Source organism: Runella sp. R5_40 (assembly GCF_057652295.1).
In genome coordinates this window covers 1-19147 of record NZ_JBYFCH010000023.1, presented here as the reverse complement: position 1 = coordinate 19147, position 19147 = coordinate 1, and the positions used below count along the sequence as shown (strand labels likewise).

The window sequence follows — 19147 nt, the reverse complement described above, 5'->3', positions numbered from 1 at the left end:
TCCCTTTAGAGGGAGTAAAACGTAGTTGTTAAAATTGATTTTAACAACTACGTTTTTTTTGTTTCCCACAATTTATTCGGCTGAATTTCGTGATTTGAATGAAGGCAGAGAAACCGAATAATAAAATTTTTCCGATAGATTATCTATTTTTATTTCACATAAACCTATTTTTTCGTTAATTGCATTTCCTAAAAAATCAGGTTTTCTATGAATTTTCTAAACGAGGACCAGGTAAACCAGCTTGCGCCCGATGCTTCATCGCTTAAAGCGGGAAAAGACTTAGCCAATGAACGCAAATGGTTAAATTACCAATCCAACGAGCGGGTACTGTGGGGAGAAGTGCAAGGAAGTGGAAAAGACCCCTACCGAACCCAAATCGACCTCCAAAATACCGCCTTTAAATGCTCTTGCCCTAGCCGAAAATTTCCGTGCAAACACGGTTTAGGACTGTTGTTTTTGGTTGCACGCCGCAACGGTGACATTCCTCAGCTCACGACCGAGCCTAGTTGGGTCAGCGAATGGATCAACAAACGTTCCGAAAAAGCCGAAGCCAAAATACAGCCGCCAATAAGTGAGGAACAGGATTCAGAAAAAACAGACAAACAAGCCAAAGACAAGGAAAAGCGCCAAAACGACCGTTTGCTGAAAGTTGAAGCAGGCATTGCCGAGCTTGACCTTTGGCTTCGAGACATGGTGAGAGGCGGGTTATTGGCGTTGCCCGAAAAAGGTAGCACCTACTTTGAAAAAATGGCCGCCCGCATGGTGGATGCCCAAGCGACGGGTTTTGCCTCGTTGGTCAAAGAATTTACCAAAATCAACTATTACAAAGGCGATTCGTGGCAACCCCAAGCCCTCGAAATTGCGGCAAAAATACACTTACAAATCGAGGCATTTAGAAACCTCGACCAGCTCCCTCCGCTTGTACAAGAGGAAGTGAAAAGTCGGGTGGGGTGGAATGTTCAACAAAAAGAACTCCTTGAAAACAAGGAAGCCGAAACCATTGATGATGAATGGGTTGTGATTGGCAGACGTAGCACCCAAGAAGAGGATATTCTCCTCCAACGAAATTGGTTATACGGGTGTAACTCCAAGCGTTTTGCGTTGGTGCTCAATTTTGCTTACAAAACCGCTGCCATTGAAACCCCGCTTGTGCCTGGCAATACCTCCAAAGCTCGTTTGGTGTTTTATCCAAGCCACAGTCCCTTTCGTGCATTGGTAAAGCATCACTTAGAAAGTAAATCATTTCTTCCTACCTCGCTGGAAGGACTTGAAAGCTGGCACCATTCGCAACTAGAATACACCCGTGCCATTGCCCAAAACCCCTGGGCTGATGACATCCCTCAATTGGTCGAACACCTTCAAATCACCAAGCACCAAACCCATTGGTATCTTCAAGACGCCACAGGGGCAGTGATGCGTATCCATGACTCGTTTGAAGAAGCCATCATTTGGAAATTATTGGCTTTTACCGCTGGACAACCTACTTCTCTTTTTCTGTTGCGGCAATCCACGTCGGTTTGGCCTTTGGGTATCTTTCAAAATTTTTCGTATCAGCTATTATAAACATTAACAGCCTTTTCCATTCATTATCAGATGTTTCATTGGGAATTATTAAAAAAAACCGCCCTATTGGGTACCGAAAGGCACCCCCTACCTACCGAATCACTCCCTGCCTCCATTCAAGAAATTTTAGCCAAAAGCAATAAAAATGATGCTGAAGGTTATTTCCTAAAAGCGGCGGCGGTTCTATATAATTACAGTCGTGTGGGGCAAAATCCGACCAAAATTACCCTCCCCAATTTGGCTTTGGAGGACACTGAGACCTCGAATTTCTGTCCGCCCAAAACGGTTGCCCTTTGGAAAAAAGTGTTGGATTTATCGCCAGCGAACCCCTATTTACTGGAATTGTTCCTTCAAAAATGCCACCAAAAACAGTGGGTTTTGACCGATGACTTGCTTGTGAACGCATTGAGCAATACCCCCAAACAGCTCCTTCCTCAGCTCCACCTTCTCCTTGGTGTGCGTGGAAAATGGCTGGCAAAGTTCAATGAATCTTGGCAAATCGCGGACGCTTCGCTGAGCATTACGCAGTGGGAAGAAGGAAAATCTACCGAACGAAAGGCATTTTTGAGCGAACTTCGACGCCAAAATCCAGCCGAGGCGTTGTCACTTTTGGCTCAGGCTTGGCCCAACGAATCGGCCAAAGACCGAAAAAATCTATTGTCCACGTTAAAAATTGGTTTGTCGGCCGACGATGAACCTTTTTTAGAACAAATTCATAAGGAACTGACCAAAAACCTGACTTCGCCCAAACCTGTTACCCTTGAGACCATTCACCTCATCAACGAATTACGGCTTTCCATTCAAGGGAGTCGATTCGGCAAAGTGGTAGCCGAGCAAATTACCAAGTGTATCACAAAAAAGAAGGGTTTATTTTCCGCAATTGGCTTTTCATCAGCCAATTATCAGCTTCAACTTCCTGAGTCAGAGGTGGATTTTTGGAACGGGGACGAAATGAACCAATGCTTTGGATTCGACAAATTAAGCTCTCAAAAAGGCGTTTCGGACGCCGAATACTGGCTACAATCGTTGCTTCGATGGCTACATCCAAGTCATTTAATCACTTTTTTTGAAGGAAACCTGTCACGATTGGTCGAGTTTTTTATCAACACTCAAAGCAAAAATACAGCGGCGTATTTATACGCCTTCAGTGAAGCAATGGCGTTTGCGTCGCCCGATGAAATCAATGCTTTTTTGAAAGTAACTGCCCACTTAGAAGTACAAAAAACAGACCTACTTCAACGTTTGCCTTGGCCCGACCAAGAAGAACTGTTGTTACATCATTTCCAACTTTCGTTTGCGTTGGTAAAAGCCTTCACAACGGAAGGTCCGCCGCAAAATTGGTCATCTCAATTTTCAAAAAAGGCGTTGTCCGCGTTAGTGAAAGAGCTTGATGGTTCAAACTATTACTACGTTTTTTCCGACCGAAATTTTTTAAATCAGTTGGGGCGGAAATTACACGTCAGTTCCAAAGACCTGCTTTACTCACTTCAAAATGAATTATCCCAAGATTGGCAACGAAACTATTGGAACACCCACGTTGCCGACATTCTCTTTAAACACCTAGAAATAAAAGAAGAAATAGAACAAATAACAGCACTATGAACGTACTAAGACAACATGCCGAACAACAGTTTGCGCTTGAATTGGAAGAAATTGGCAAACAAGATGCCCACAAACGCCCTACCAACTGGAAATTGTCGCCCCAAGCCGTGGTGCAATACTTAATGGGCGGAAAATTGAAAAACGGGTTTGAAATTTCCCCCAAGTACATCGGAAGCCGACGATTAATGGAAATTGCCGTGGCTACCCTTACGACCGACCGCGCGTTGTTGCTTTATGGGCTTCCTGGCACGGCCAAGTCGTGGGTGGCAGAACACTTAGCGGCGGCCGTTTCAGGAAATTCGACCTTACTTATTCAAGGGACGGCAGGAACGAGCGAAGAAGCCATAAGATACGGCTGGAACTATGCTCGCCTATTGGCCGAAGGCCCCACCGAAAACGCCCTCGTAACCACTCCCATGATGTATGCGATGCGGACGGGGCAAATTGCCCGCATCGAGGAGTTGACGCGTATCACCGCCGACGTCCAAGACACGCTCATCACGATTTTGTCCGAGAAAACCTTACCCATTCCTGAACTCAACATGGAAGTGCAGGCTGTTTCGGGTTTCAACGTCATTGCGACGGCCAACAACCGCGACAAAGGAGTAAATGAGCTTTCGGGGGCGTTGAAACGACGTTTTAATACCGTCATTCTTCCCGTGCCCGATTCGATGGAAGAAGAAATTTCGATCGTTCAGCACCGTGTTTCAAGTTTGCAAAAAGCCCTTGAACTTCCCGCAGAAGCACCTTCTTTGAAAGAGATTCAACGCATTGTGACCATTTTCCGCGAATTACGCGCGGGAGTGACAGCCGACGGGAAAACCAAAATCAAAGTACCCACCAGTACCATGAGCACCGCCGAAGCCATATCGGTCGTCAACAATGGACTTGCCCTGGCTGCTCATTTTGGCGACGGTCGCCTAAATGCCCAAGACGTTGCTGCAGGTTTGGTAGGTGCGGTTGTCAAAGACCCTGTTCAGGACAAAGTAGTCTGGAACGAATACCTCGAAACCGTCGTCAAACCTCGCGCCGAATGGAAAGACGTGTATCGGGCTTGTAAGGAAATCACTTTGTAACTACCGACAATCAACTAGTGTTTTGTTAGTCATAGAAATTAACAAAACACTAATATTAAAACACAAAAACCTTAATAAAGACATGGATTCAAGAACAAATATTTTAATTAATGCTGCTCAAGGGCGAATTGAAAATGTAGAAAAACGTGAACCAAATTACGCCCTTAGGTATAGCCAACAAATCAGCTTAGTCCTAGATTTTTTATTACAAAAAAATGACATTTCTATTCTTGAATCGGTCGAATATAGAGGTGTAGATTTTTTAGACTGGGCCATTATTAAAAAAAATGAGCTTTGGACAATAGAGGATATTGTGATTCATCAACTCATCAGACCTGTCTCTGACAATTCTATTTATAAGAGGATTATATGGAATTTTATAAGGTCTAAATTGACAAGTTACAGTGAACTAATTGAAGAAGAGTTCAACAAATATCTCAACTTTTTTAAGAAACAAGGATTTAAAGATACTGATATATGTCAAATTTTATTCTCTAACGGTAATCACTCAGTTTTATTTTATTTTCAAGATAGAATAAAACAACTTTCTATATACGGAAAATACCTTCTCGAACAATTAAAAACGACAAAAACAGAAGAATCACAACAACTTTTAGAGATTGTCTTTCAAAATGCTTTTGGAGGTTACCGTAATTTAAAATCTCATATTTTAGATTTTTTGTTCACCTATCATCAAGAAGCACTTGAAAATCAATACGTTAAATTTATGTATAGAATGGATAGTGTTTATGACAATTCAATTTCTGCATATCTACCTTGTAAAAAATTAGATATAGAAAATATCTTGTATCTCATTGATAAAAAAGCAGTTAATTTTGAGCAAGATGTAGTAGAGGTTATGAAAGATATACACACGGAGCCATATAACCGATTTAGTGTGTATATTAAAATGGACGAATATATACCTAATAAATACAATGATAAAATTGAGCAGTTTATAAATGAATATTATACTCAACAATGCATTGCAGAAGGGCAAGTTTATTCCAGTTATTTAATTGAATCCTATGCAAATGGACAACCTTCCAGTGTGGCTATCGCGAAATGGCTGTTAAAAAAAGACGAAAATACAGCTAAAGAACGGATACGAAATTACCTCGAAGTTAGTGACTTTTTTTACCCAGAATTCCCTCGATTTTTAAGTGAACATTTTGGAAGTGATTCGCTTGAATTTCTTGTTATTGCTTTAACCAAAAATCCAAAATACCTCAAAAAAAACTTCCACGACGTCGTTTTTTCATTAATTGATCAATATAATTTTTCGTCCATTGCCCCTAAAGTTTGGGAGTATGCAATTCATAATGCAACCAAAAACACTCGAAACTTAGCGGCGAGTACCCTTGCAAAATTGGGCGACGAATCGTTTGAAACAGCCAAAAACTTTTTACAAGCTAAAACCGCCGATACAAGAATTGTAGCAGCGCTTGTACTGTCAAAATTAAAGACAGAAGATGCTGAGCGAGTTTTAAATGCGGTATTAGAAGTTGAGAAAAATGATGATACTCGTGATGTTATCCTTGAGGCACTAGAAGAAACTCTTTTCGCGAATCCAATTTCTCTAACACAAGCAAAAACGATTATTCAAAATGCTTCAAAACGGGGCAAACTTTCCAAATTTTCCGAAAAATGGATCGATGAGTCTCAACTCCCGCCTATTTATTGGAAAAACAATCAGGGGGCATTTTCCAAAGAAGAGGTAAGGTTTTTATTCTATCGAATGCCACGAGGTAAGGGTTTAAATTCTGACATCGAACTTAGACAATTATTACCTTTAATTGACCGAAATCAATCAGGAGGGTTTGCCAAAGCGCTACTCAAAGCGTTTGCTGACTCTGGTTCCAATTCAAAATTCAAGTACTACTTAACAACTGGAGGAATGTTGGGCGGTGATGAAGCCTTGACAACCTTAAAAGGTATTTTCAAATATAACATGGATGAAAAAAGGTATAAAATGGCCGAATACGCCATTGATGCCATGATGCAAGTCGGAACCAACAAGGCTCTTCGGAGTATTGAGGTAATTTCAAGAAAATATGTAAGTAAAAGACCCACAGTTAGTGACCGCGCCATTAAAGCCTTGGACGCTGCTGCTCTTGAATTAAACATAACAACCGACGAACTAGCGGACCGAATCATTCCAAATTTTGAATTTGAAGGGCTCTTTAAATCGTTTGAGGTTGATGGAGATGAATACAGAGCATTTGTCAATTCAGACTTTACACTTTGCTATTTTGATGAAGACAATAAAATGCGAAAATCCCTTCCAAAATCAGCTTCGTCAGACCTCAAAAAGGAATTTAAAGAAATTGAGAAAGAAATTAGAGACGTCATAAAAACCCAAAGTGGCCGTCTTGAAAAATACATGATTGAAGAACGTCAATGGTCTATTGGTCAATGGCAAGCTGCTTTTTTGGAAAGCCCTATCATGTTTGTTTATGCGATGAAGCTACTTTGGGGCATTTTTAACAAAGAGAAAGAATTTAAAGAGGTATTTTACTGCCAAGAAGACACTTCATTATTGAACCTTGATGACGAAGAAATAGAATTTGAAGAGGGTGATTATATTTCTATTTTACACCCTATCTATCTAACTCAAGAACAAATCAAAGCTTGGCAGAGCAAAGTTTACGAGCTCAGTATTCTGCCAGTTTTTAGTCAATTAGAAAGAAAAACTTTTACTCCATCTACGGGTGAACTCGAACTGAGCTATACGCGTATTTTCCAGAATCAGGATATTCCCAAAGGAGCTGATTATGCAAGCAGTACCATTGAAAAATATGGATGGATTAAAAGTACGGGTGATGGTGGACATCTTGAACTCATTAAAAAACATCAAACCGCTTCAATTCAGGCAAATGCCGAAATAGAAGGTGTCTATGCTTGGTATCAAGGTGGGAATGCCAAAGCTACTATGAATAATATTTCATTTAGAGGAAAATCGTGGAATGATACGTTATCATTGAAAGATATACCCCCAGTTTTCTTTTCAGAAGTGTTATTTGATATTTACCGATTAATAAATGCCGTTTAGAAATTACCTTTTAACTACTCAAAACGGGAAATTAATAAACTTACGAAATGCCGCTTCATATTTTAGGAATACGTCATCACGGGGTGGGTTCGGCCAAGAATGTCGTTGAGCGATTGGCGCAGATACAGCCTGATATTATTTTGGTGGAAGGCCCGCCCGAACTCGACCCCATCGTTCAGTGGGTGGGAAAAAGTGGTTTAAAACCGCCTGTGGCCGTGCTGGGGTATAATCTCGACGACCCTCAGCAAGCTACGTTTTATCCTTTTGCCGAATTTTCTCCCGAATGGCAAGCTATTTCGTACGCCCATGCCCAACAGCTTCCCGTTCGCATGGTCGATTTGCCTCTGGCTATTTCTTTTCAAGAACAAATCAACCAACGAGCGGCTCAAAAAGAGCAAACAGTGGAGCAACAAGAAGAAAAACAGGAGTTCCTGCTTCCCTTCAAAGACCCCATTTCTTACTTTGCTGACGTAGCAGGTTACGACAATTCGGAACTTTGGTGGGAACATCACTTTGAGCAAAAATACATTCCCAACAACGCGCAAGAACATTTTGAAGCGGTGTTGTTGATGATGAGCGAACTTCGTGCCGCCCAGGTAAAATCTGCATTAGACCAAGAAAACGTGGCACGTGAAGCGTACATGCGAGAACTGATTCGGAAAGCTCAAAACGAACTCTATACCAACATTGTCGTGGTGTGTGGTGCCTGGCACGCTCCTGCCCTCCTCGACGTCGAAGCCACGGCGAAGCAGGACGCCAAACTGTTGAAAGCGTTGCCCAAAACAAAAATTAAAGTTGGCTGTACGTGGATTCCTTGGACCAACGACCGCCTTTCGATGTTTTCGGGCTACGGGGCGGGAATTACCTCTCCAGGATGGTACGAACACCTTTGGAAATACGGCCAAAAAGACGATGGCTCGCGCTGGCTAACGAAAGTAGCTTGGCTGTTTCGTCAGAAAAAAATGGACATTTCTACCGCGCACGTCATCGAAGCCTTTCGGTTGGCAGAAACGCTGGCGAGTCTGCGGGCGCTGTCGCGGGTGGGACTTCACGAACTCAACGAAGCTACCCAGACCGTCATGTGCATGGGCGATGGAATCTTACTCGAATTGGTCAAAAAAGAGTTGATTGTTGCCCAACGCATTGGAAAAGTCCCCGACGAGCTTCCTAAATTACCTCTGCAAGAAAACTTTGAAAAGCTAGCCAAAAGCTACCGATTGCCCATTACGGCCGAAAAGAAAGACTATGAACTTGACCTGCGCAAAGAGACCGATTTAAATCGCAGTAAGCTCATCTACCGACTTGCCATTTTGGACATCAAATGGGGCACGCAGTTGGCCGCTCGAACCAAAGGAACATTCAAGGAGGCGTGGACGCTTCGTTGGCAGCCCGAAATGTTTATCCACCTAATCGAAAAAGGAATATGGGGAAATACGGTGGAAGACGCCTGTACCAAGTTTTTGGTGGACAAAAGTCAAAAGACCAACGATATCAAAGACCTTGCCGACCTGATTCAGCAGGCCATTCCCGCCGAATTGTTTGGAGCCATAGAGCAACTATTGCGTAAAATCAGCGAGGTTGCCACGGTTTCATCCGACATTATTGAACTGATGACGGCGCTTCCTCCTTTGGTCGAAGTGAGTCGCTACGGGAACGTTCGAAAAACGGATTTGTCGGCTATCAATCAATTGGTAGAAGGTCTTCTCACCCGAATTTGCATCGGATTGCCCAATGCTTGCTACGGCCTCGATGACGAAAACTCAAGAAAGGTTTTTGATTACATCAAAAGCGTCAACGAAGCCACACGTCTCATTGAGAATGAAACACTTACCCAACAATGGCGAAGTACATTACACCTTTTACTCGACAAAGAGGGCCTCAATTCGCTCATTTTGGGTTGTACCTGCCGACTCTTGTTTGATGCCAGCGAATTGAACGAAGCACAAACTGCCCAACGGTTTGAACTGGCCTTGTCCAAGGGAAATGACCCTATTTACTCCGCAGGATGGGTTGAAGGTTTTCTTAAAGGAAGTGGCATGATTCTGCTGTACGATAACGTGCTTTGGAACCTGCTCTACCGTTGGGTTTTTGAACTTTCAGAAGACTATTTTATTGAATTGCTTCCAATCCTCCGCCGAACCTTTTCCAAATTTGAGCCCTCGGAGCGCAAACAACTGGGTGAAAAAGCCAAAAAAGGAGCTAATGTAGAACAAACAATAGTTCTTGAACCCACCGATACAACGGATTTCGATCACCAACGCGCCGAGGAAGTTTTACCCATGTTGCAGTTATTATTGGGATTAAATTAAAACAAACAGCTATGAATCAACACGTTCAGCTTCAAAACTACATCAACTCTGTCAAAGAAGGCTATTCCTATAGCTATAACCAAGCGACCTTTGACCAGGTTTTTGCCTACCTAAACGGCGAAACCGACCGAAAACCCCACTTAGGCAGTACCAGTTATTGGTATTTTTCTGAGTTACTTACCCTTCTTCCTTCCAAACTAACCGATTGGAACGAGTTACATGACCGCGTGATGGATATTGCGACCCATCCAACCATCTGGGAAGCTCCAAAATCTATTAAAGACTACCATTATGGTTGTTACAATTATTTTGTACGCTGGATGGTTCGTCAACTTGAAGGCGAAAATCAATTATATTTAGTAAAACAACTCGAAGCCCACGCCCAAAAATACCAAATCACCTTGCCTTTCTTCATCAATGGACTCGTGTTTGGGTACGCTAAGCTATTAGATACTTCGGCCAAGCCCACTGGTTTAGGTCAATTTATTTTAGAAAATTTAACGGAGAAAAAACAAGTTTACTTTCAAGCTTTTCAACCCGACTTTCTGCCGTTTCTAACATTACTTTTAGCGACCCAACCCGACTTTGTCCACGGGCACGTTAGTACATTTCTACAATTCGAGAACCAAATTCCTGTTTTTGAAAAATTACTAGCATTCAATGCTGAACTCTACGAACCTTTCATCGAAAAACGGGTAGAAACGGTCAAAAAGTCGGAAAATCTAATCGCCATTAATAACCTACTGCTGGCTCATTTTCCCGAAAAATACCAACCTCGCACAACTGAATTGATGTTCAACGTATTGTCTAAAGAGCATCATATCATGCAATCGGCAGGCCTCCATTACAATCCAAGCAGCACCTACCATCAATCACTTGGACGACATGTCACTTTTCTTGAAACGAGCATTGACTACCTTCTCAAAAACAACATTGAGGGTGCCGAAGCGATTATTCACAACGTTCTCAAAAAATGTTATCGGATACCCATTGAAGTCACCAAGGTAATTGCCTTGCATTTAGGCCAAAACGGCCTAGACCTCATCATGGAAGGGTTAAGAATGAATATTCAAAACCTAAATTGGGAAAACACGCATTCTTTTAAAGAATATTTTAAGCTACTAGGCACCCTCGATTTTAGCAAATACGAAGAGGAAGTATGGGCACTTAGCGCGCATAAAACCAAGAAAATACGCGAATTGGCCGCAGTAACCCTCAGCAAACTAGGTAACAGCTCCATTTCCAAAGCGACGGTTTTGCTTCAACACAAAAAAGCCGATGTTCGACAAGTGGGGGCTTTGATTTTATCACTTATTAAAACCGATGAAGCTATCGCCATTCTCAATAATGCGCTCGAAACCGAAAAAAATGACGATGCCCGCGACCTAATGCTCGAAGGCTTAAAAGGGTTATTGTCGGCCCCTCCCACTAAAAAGCAGATTCAGGAAAAAATTCAAAAAGCCAAAGAGAGAGGTAAAATCGACGGCCCTTTGGAAACGTGGCTTGATGATGCCCAGCTTCCTGCCCTAAGCTACCTCGACGGCACGTTGCTGGAGCAAGACGCGACGCGGTTTTTGCTTTATCGCATGAGTCGAGCCAAAGAAATTCGTATCGACCTCGAAGCCAAGGCACTTTTGGACTTCCTTGATAAAACCCAAGCCCAGCCTTTTGCCAAAGCAATTCTTCACAACTATTTCTCCCTTGGGGGCGCCGACTCCAAACAAAAGTTTTGCCTAACCATCGGCAGTATCTTAGGCGGCGATCATGAAATAGACCTCCTCAAACGAAAAGTAAACGAATGGGCCGAAGCAGGTCGGGGAAAAATGGCCGAATATGCCGTCAAAGCCCTTGCCCTCAACGGTAGTACCAAAGCCCTCCGAGGCGTGGAGTTTTTCTCCAGAAAGTACAAAAACAAGAACAAAAACATCGGAGCGGCAGCCAACGAATCCTTTGGTCTGGTGGCCGACGAACTTGGCGTTTCGCCTTATGACCTTGCCGATGCCATCATCCCTGATTTTGGCTTTGACGGACTTTTCAAAACTTTTGACGTTCAGGGAGATACTTTTCGGGCTTTCATCGGCAACGATTTCAAACTTGCTTTTTTAAACGAAGACAACAAAGTTTTCAAATCACTCCCCAAAGGCACCACTAAGGAAGTGCAAGACGAATTCAAAGAAATTGGGAAAGAGATTCGGGACATTGTCAAATCCCAATCGAGCCGTCTTGAACAGTATTTGGTCATTCAACGAAAATGGGCTTCTGAAAAATGGCAGGCGTTTTTTTTGACCAACCCCGTCATGTTTGTCTATGCGATTCGGTTGATTTGGGGAGCGTACGACGAAAACCAGCAATTGCTTTTTACCTTCAAAGTCGATGAAGACCAAACCCTTATCAACGAAGAAGGCGACGAAATTGACCTAGCCGAAGACCTTTTTATTGGCATGGTTCATCCCCTTCAGTTGCGCCCAGACCAACTAACGTACTGGACGGAAGCCCTCTATGACGCTGACTTATCACCGATTTTCCCTCAGCTTCAACGAGCTATCATCCCATTTGACGAAAAAGATACGGGGATTACCCTCTCGCTACAATTTCAGGGCATCCAAATGGGAGGCTACGCTTTTGTGGCAAGACTCGAAAAATCGGGTTGGTTTAGAGGCTCCGTTGTGGACGGCGGCGGCATTTCAAGTTATTACAAAGACTTTTCAGAACTTGGAATTACGGCCATTCTGATGCAGGAAGGAAGTATTGGGGTCGGTTATTTGGACGACAATGCCGAAATTGGTGGACTGATGTTTGTGAGCAAAAAAAGCGTACAATTTGGTAGTTACGTTTACGATGAGCCTTCCAACAAAAACGATACACGACTTATCTCGTTTGAAAATGTCCCCCCCATCGTTTATTCAGAAGTAATGTCTGATATGCAGTTTTTTAAAGAAAATGACACACGCCAATCCAACGAAAAAGCCAATGTCAAACACTGATTCTCAAAACTTACGCCGTTGGCGGCTTATTCTCGGCGGTGACGAGGCCGACGGAACCGACTGCCAACTCAGCGGGATGGATGCACAAATTGATGCTTCCCTTTCGGCACTCTATGAATTTGAACGAAAGCAACGGTTTGAATACATTGAAAAGGATAATTCAAAAGTAGGGCGTGGACAATCGCAACCCGATATTGCTCGTTGGCTGGGCGACATCCGCAATTATTTCCCGCAGTCGGTGGTCCAAGTAATGCAGGGAGATGCCCTTAAGCAGCCCGTTCTACAACAAAAACTGATGCTCGAACCCGAAATTTTAGAACAAGCTACTCCAAACGTGGCGCTCGTGGCGAGTTTAATGGAATTGGGCAAACTTATTCCCTCAAAAACCAAAGATACCGCCCGTCGGGTAGTTCAGAAAGTCGTAGAAGAGCTTATTCAAAAGTTGGAACAAAAAACGGTTCAGGCCATCACGGGGGCGTTGAATCGCAGCAGCCGTAACAAAAGGCCACGTTACAATGAAATCGACTGGAACACGACCATTCGTAAAAATCTAAAACATTATCTACCCGAGTACCGAACGATTATCCCCGAAACCCGCATTGGGTATGGGCGCAAAAGCAAACGCTCGCTCAAAGACGTGGTTCTTTGCCTCGACCAAAGTGGTTCGATGGGAACTTCTGTTGTTTATACAGGGATTTTTGGCGCGGTAATGGCTTCTTTGCCCCAGATAAAAACCCAATTAGTAGCCTACGACACGCAAGTGGTTGATTTAACCGAGGATTTGAAAGATCCCATAGACTTACTTTTTGGAGTCCAATTGGGAGGCGGTAATGACACAAACAAAGCATTAACCTATTGCAAAAAAATAATTACCAAACCCGACGAAACCATCCTCGTTTTGATAAGTGATTTGTACGAAGGGGGTGGAGAGCCCGAAAAGCAAATGCGAATGCGGATGACAGAATTGGTGGCCGATGGCGTTCAGTTAATTGTTTTGCTTGCTTTAGACGACAATGGAACACCTTCCTATGAAAAAGGAAACGCCAAATTTTTAGCTTCGCTGGGTGTTCCCGTATTTGCCTGTACCCCCGACCTTTTTCCAGACATGATGGCCGCCGCCATCAGTAAACAAGACATGGCTCAATGGGCAGGCGACCACGAAATTGTACTTAAAGGCCATAAAACCTAGGGGCACGCGGCGACAATAAAGTAAAAGCGGGTTGGGGTTCACTTTTAGAATCAACCTTTTATTTACAAACCCTTACCCTCTCTAAAAACATGACTTTCAGGGCTTTTATACTGTTTCTTTTCATCGTCAGTTTTGGTAGTTGGGCACAACAACCCGTCACCACCATGCTGCCTTCGGGTTTTAAGAAGACCACCCTCACCCGCGAATTTATTTCGGAGGGGGCGACCGTCGCCGACTTGAACCGCGACGGTAAAATGGACATTGTGGCGGGGTATTATTGGTTTGAAGCTCCCACTTGGAAAGTCCACCAAATGCACCCCGCCGACGCCAAACAAACTGAGTCGCCCGCCGTGGGCTTCGGGATGTTTTCCAACGTGTTTAACCCTCGAAAAGAATACAGCAATTCGTTTCTGAATTTAGGAATGGACGTTAATCTGGACGGCTGGGACGATGTGGTCATCATTGATTTTCCAGGAAAACCCGCTTTTTGGTTTGAAAACCCTAAGAACAAGGCAGTAAAAGCTTGGACGAAACACATCATCGCCGACTCGATGGGTGTATCCAACGAATCGCCCGCGTTTGTGGACATCGATAAAGACGGACGGCTTGATATTTTGTGCGGCGACCCCGCCAAAAAACAAATTGTTTGGCTTAAAGCCCCCACCAAAAAAGGCGAAACCAAATGGCAACGATTTCCTCTAACGGGCGAAAAAGTAGCTGGAACCGAAAATTTTTCGCACGGAATTGGCTACGGCGACCTCAACAAAGACGGGCTGAACGACATTGTGGTACGGGAAGGATGGTTTGAAGGAACCAAAGACCTTGGTTCGGGCAACTGGAAATTTCACCCTGCCAACCTCGGCGACCCCTGCTCGCACATGCAGATTTTGGACGTGGATGGCGACGGTAAAAATGACGTGGTAAGCGCCTCCGCACACGCATTGGGGGTATGGTGGCACCAACAAATCACGGATGCCCAAGGCAACCTCAACTTTAAAACCCACCTCATCAGTACTACCACCGCCCAAACGCACTCTTCCATCATGGCCGACTTAGACGGCGACGGCAAAAAAGAATACATCACGGGCAAACGCTTTTTGGCCCACCACGGCCGCGACCCAGGCGACGCCGACGCCTCTATTTTATTCTGGCTAGCGTTTACCCCAGGTAAAGCCCCCTACTGGAAAGAACACCTGATAGACAACGATTCGGGGTCGGGATTGAACGTTACGGTAAAGGACATGAACAACGACAAGACCTTAGACATCGTCATTGCCAATAAAAACGGAGTGTATTTGTTTGAGAATTATCTTACGAAAGGCAAAAAATAAAATTTTACAGCTTCGGAGAAGCAAAACCTTTGTTGAATCACAAAACAAAAAAGCGAGCTTAGGCTCGCTTTTTTTATGGAAAATGTTTGTCTTGGCTGCTAAAAGCTAGAAAAATAGCCCTTTGCTAATCATTGGGTACAAGTAGTGAAATACGATGTAACCAAAAATCAAGAGAGTTAAGCCAGCTAGCCAAATCGTTTGGTCCAACACCAACGGGGTTCGTTTTTCTTCCATGATGCGGTAGCTTTTTACTGGTTTCATAATGTGGTAAAGTTTAAGAGTTTTCAGGCTACAAAATAGCGGACTTTTCTTGAAATGATTTAGCGTAAAAATACCTGTTTTATCAAAAAACTTATTTTACGGTCTTCCCTCAAAATATGCCTCGGTAGAATAGTCTTTTCAATACTTTGAAAGTAGTACATTCAAAGTATTGAATCATTATGAATCCTACTACCTCCTACTCACCTACCTTGGTCAAAAGTGGCTTGTTGACTGCCTTATTTTTAGGGCTTTGCCTCACTTTCAACCGTCAACTCTCAGCCACAGAACTTGCCCTAGACAGTCCTTTTTTTGTTGTACTTTTCTTTCTACTTTTTACCGTTGGGCATCCTGCAGTGGTGGCACGCTGGCAACCTCGGCTTACCGCTTCGGGACAACGGGCGCTGCTTTTTCCTGCTTTGCTGATTATCATTTTGTATGCTTATCTCATCGTCCACGGTCACAGTCCATTTCAAGGTTCGGCGGGGTTGTTTATCTTTTTTTTGATATTCCCCACGCTCGGCTTTATTGCCTTACAACGCGCTGATGCCCCCGTAGCTTGGTCGGATGTCATTTTTTTGCTGCTGATTGTGATTCCCGCCACCAGTATTTCGTTTGGCGTCGGGACGTCGTTGCCCTTCAAAGGATCAGGTTTTAGCAACGCCATGCGGTTGGTGATTATGATTTCGGCCGTATATGGCTTTTCGTACGTTCGTCGCTTGCCCAACGTCGGCTTTTACCTCACTTTTCGGTGGAATTACCTCTTCATTGCCCTCGGTGCTTGGTTATCGTTTTTGCTGTTGGTGGCAGTGCTTGGTTATTTTGGCAAATTCTTAAACCTAACGGGGCACGATATTCTTTCTTCTACTTTCATGTACGAATACCTCAAGGATTTTGTGCGAATCTTTTGCGGAACGGCGCTTTTTGAAGAATTATTTTTACGGGGAATTTTGCAAAACTTAATCACCCGCAAAGTCACCAACAGCCCCCGCTGGAATGCCTATTTGAAATGGGGTTTTATCTTCTTTTTTGTGCTATCGTTTGTCACAGGCTGTTTGGTCGAGCCCAAACTTACTTGGTTTCCCATGCTCACCACTGCCTTGCTGTTTGGCGCGGCGTATTTGATAGAAAGACAGAAGTTTGAAAAATTAGGCACCTATACTGCCCTTGCTATCACCAGTGTGTTTTTCGGACTTGTGCATTTTCACGCGGGTTCTATGCTTTTTGTGGGGCTTGCCAGTGTGGCGGGTTGGGCGTATGGCTATACCTACCTCAAAACCCAAAACGTATTTTACGCGGCCCTTGTCCATACGCTTGTCAATTCGTCGGAGTTTTTGTTTCACATTTAGAAGATGGTTTTTGTCAAAAAATTGCTCAAAATCGTAGGATACAGTACCGTTGTGCTGCTTATTCTTGCCTATTTTTTGTTCGTGCTTCCTTTTTGGGGAATCCCTTTTAATGCCCAACGTCACGGCAACCCTCCCCTTACGCCCGCTTGGGCGTTGGAATGTTGGCTTTGGGAAGACGATAAAAACACTGCCGCCTACGAAGATTCGTTGCTGGCAGGCTACGCGAAGCACGACATCCCCGTACGGACACTGTTGATTGACAGTCCGTGGAGTTTGAGATACAATGATTTTGAGGTCGATACGCTGCGTTATCCCAAACCCGCCCAATGGTTCAAGGGCTTAGAGGAGAAAGGTTACCGTGTGGTACTTTGGATGACTTCGATGGTGGACAGTTATAGCAAAGACACCCGCCTCACGGCATCGCAAGATTTTTACCAAAACGCAAAACAACGCGGTTATTTGGTCGGAAACGGCAACGAAATCAAATGGTGGAAGGGCAAAGGAGGTTTTATCGACTACGCTAACCCCGACGCTCGGAACTGGTGGCAAGGGTTGCAAAAAAACGTGCTTCAGTACGGAATAGACGGCTGGAAATTGGACGGAACAGCTACTTTGTTTCGGCAACAAATAGGTTTTTTGCCTTTTTTGTACCAAAAAACGCACTCGGGTTGGATGAGTACACGCCAATACATGGACTGGTACTATCGGGAGGAATATACCAATGGCCTCCGCCACAACCCTGAATTTGTAACGTTGAGCCGCGCCATGGATCGTTGGTTTCACCCCGAAGGCTTCGCCCCCATCGACGCCTCCCCCGTCAACTGGGTAGGCGACCAAAAACACCATTGGAGAAGTCCAGAAGCACTTTCAAGTAACGGCAAAGAAAAAGACATCGCTTTGGACGGAGTACAAGGATTTGAGTCGGCGATTCAAAGCATTTTACGAAGTGCCAAAAGGGGCTATAACGTCATTGGCTCTGACATAGCGGGCTTTTCGGGCGACTCCATCCCTCCGCGACTGTACATTCGATGGGCTCAATTTTCGACTTTTTGCGGCTTGTTTCTCAACGGTGGCCACGGCGAACGAGCCCTTTGGAAACGAAGTGCCCAAGAATTAGACATCATTCGGCGTTTTTCGTGGCTGCATACCGAATTGGTTCCCTACATGTACAGCTATGTTGTATCGGCCCACCGAGGAGGTACGCGCTTACAACAACCTACGGAAGGCAAGTATCATTATATGTTTGGCGACCATTTGTTGGTAGCGCCCATTTACCAAGACCAACTCGACAACGAAGTAACCTTGCCCGCTGGTAAATGGCGGTATTGGTTTAACGACCATGAACTGTTGGAAGGCAATACAAAGTTTACCAAACGGTTTCCACTGGAAGAATTTCCCGTTTACATCAAAGAAGGCAGCATTATTCCGTTGCGAATCGAACGCGCATATACGGGGATTGGTGATTCTACCTCCCGCAACTACCTCACGTGGCTGGTTTATCCCGCAGGAAGTAATGAGTTTAGTATCTATGACCCTCAAAATCAAACCCCTACAACACTTCGAGTAGCACAACATGCCACTAGTCTCACCCTTTCGTTGACAGGAAAACACGTGCCACACATCCTTGCCATTCATGCTGCCAAAGCCCCAAAAACGGTAACCCTAGACGGAAAAACCATCACTTTTCGCTTTGAGGCACATAAACAAAAGCTTTATCTCAAAACGGATACTTACTCTGTCGGGAACTATCAAATTGACTATTAAGACCGCTTTTAACATCATTACAAAGTAACTTGTAACTTGCCATCTTGTGTTCCATTTAACCTATTGATGATGAAAATAGCACCGTATCTATTAGAATAAGAATTAAGATAGTCCTTCCAAGTTTTTGAAACTTGGAAGGACTTGTAACAACCTTACTGCTGCGCCAATCCGTTTCCAGTAGAATATAAATCGAGAGTTAAAACATTGATTATTTGAACTTTATAGAATTTTATGTAAATTTACAATTGTATTTTAAATTTACATAAATGATTCCGAGAGCACTGACCCATAAAGCACAATTGCTGCTGACTAAGTTTCCGATGGTATCTATCTCTGGGCCGAGACAATCGGGAAAAACCACGTTTTCTAAATTGTTTGCTTCTGATTATCAGTATGTCAACCTGGAGCTGCTTGACAATAGAGCCTTGGCTCAAAATGACCCGCGTAGTTTCTTGGAGCGGTACCAAAACCGCGTTATCTTGGATGAAGTACAGAATATCCCCGATTTATTCTCGTACTTACAAGTGTTCACTGATGAGCGTAACCGAACAGGAGAGTATGTTTTGACGGGCTCACAGAACTTTTTGCTCATACAAAAAATCACGCAGTCGTTGGCGGGAAGAGTTGCCTTATTAACCCTTTTGCCATTTTCTTATTTTGAGCTACTTGA

At 43.8% G+C, this 19147-nt stretch carries 12 protein-coding genes; 11 read left to right on the top strand and 1 reads right to left on the bottom strand.

Translation table 11 applies throughout. The features are described 5' to 3' along the window. The first annotated feature begins 207 nt into the window (after positions 1-207). From AC23N5_RS26245 to AC23N5_RS26210, 8 genes are all read left to right on the top strand, one after another. On the top strand, positions 208-1563 hold the full coding sequence (locus tag AC23N5_RS26245) for an SWIM zinc finger family protein (RefSeq protein ID WP_487757818.1): 1356 nt from the start codon (positions 208-210) through the stop codon (positions 1561-1563). A 30-nt stretch (positions 1564-1593) separates the two neighbouring features. Next, entirely contained in the window at positions 1594-3165 is a 1572-nt protein-coding gene (locus AC23N5_RS26240) for a DUF5691 domain-containing protein (RefSeq protein ID WP_487757817.1), read from the top strand. After that, positions 3162-4241: an ATP-binding protein gene (locus tag AC23N5_RS26235; protein WP_183972798.1), complete on the top strand. Its 1080-nt coding sequence runs from the start codon at positions 3162-3164 to the stop codon at positions 4239-4241. Before AC23N5_RS26240 ends, AC23N5_RS26235 begins: the two co-directional genes overlap by 4 nt. A gap of 82 nt (positions 4242-4323) precedes the next feature. Further along, complete coding sequence (locus AC23N5_RS26230; RefSeq protein WP_487757816.1) at positions 4324-7293, top strand: DUF4132 domain-containing protein; 2970 nt, start codon at positions 4324-4326, stop codon at positions 7291-7293. Positions 7294-7340: 47 nt separating this feature from the next. Next, positions 7341-9602 (top strand): DUF5682 family protein, encoded by a 2262-nt coding sequence (locus tag AC23N5_RS26225; RefSeq protein ID WP_487757815.1) that lies wholly within the window; start codon positions 7341-7343, stop codon positions 9600-9602. 11 nt (positions 9603-9613) lie between these two features. Continuing rightward, entirely contained in the window at positions 9614-12586 is a 2973-nt protein-coding gene (locus tag AC23N5_RS26220; RefSeq protein ID WP_487757814.1) for a DUF4132 domain-containing protein, read from the top strand. Continuing rightward, on the top strand, positions 12573-13775 hold the full coding sequence (locus tag AC23N5_RS26215; RefSeq protein WP_183972789.1) for a VWA domain-containing protein: 1203 nt from the start codon (positions 12573-12575) through the stop codon (positions 13773-13775). Before AC23N5_RS26220 ends, AC23N5_RS26215 begins: the two co-directional genes overlap by 14 nt. A gap of 89 nt (positions 13776-13864) precedes the next feature. Continuing rightward, on the top strand, positions 13865-15106 hold the full coding sequence (locus AC23N5_RS26210; RefSeq protein ID WP_487757813.1) for an FG-GAP repeat domain-containing protein: 1242 nt from the start codon (positions 13865-13867) through the stop codon (positions 15104-15106). Between the two features lie 105 nt (positions 15107-15211). On the opposite strand, the gene AC23N5_RS26205 is transcribed toward AC23N5_RS26210, so the two are convergent. Further along, positions 15212-15367, bottom strand: a complete 156-nt coding sequence (locus AC23N5_RS26205) for a hypothetical protein (RefSeq protein WP_183972785.1) — start codon at positions 15365-15367, stop codon at positions 15212-15214. Positions 15368-15546: 179 nt separating this feature from the next. Here AC23N5_RS26205 and AC23N5_RS26200 point away from each other — a divergent pair, with 179 nt between their 5' ends. From AC23N5_RS26200 to AC23N5_RS26190, 3 genes are all read left to right on the top strand, one after another. Continuing rightward, a complete protein-coding gene (locus AC23N5_RS26200) occupies positions 15547-16713 on the top strand; it encodes a CPBP family intramembrane glutamic endopeptidase (RefSeq protein ID WP_487757812.1) in 1167 nt (388 codons plus the stop codon). Positions 16714-16734: 21 nt separating this feature from the next. Next, positions 16735-18477, top strand: a complete 1743-nt coding sequence (locus AC23N5_RS26195) for a TIM-barrel domain-containing protein (RefSeq protein ID WP_487757811.1) — start codon at positions 16735-16737, stop codon at positions 18475-18477. A 266-nt stretch (positions 18478-18743) separates the two neighbouring features. Then, a partial coding sequence (locus AC23N5_RS26190; protein ID WP_487757810.1) for an ATP-binding protein occupies positions 18744-19147 on the top strand: 404 nt, incomplete at its 3' end.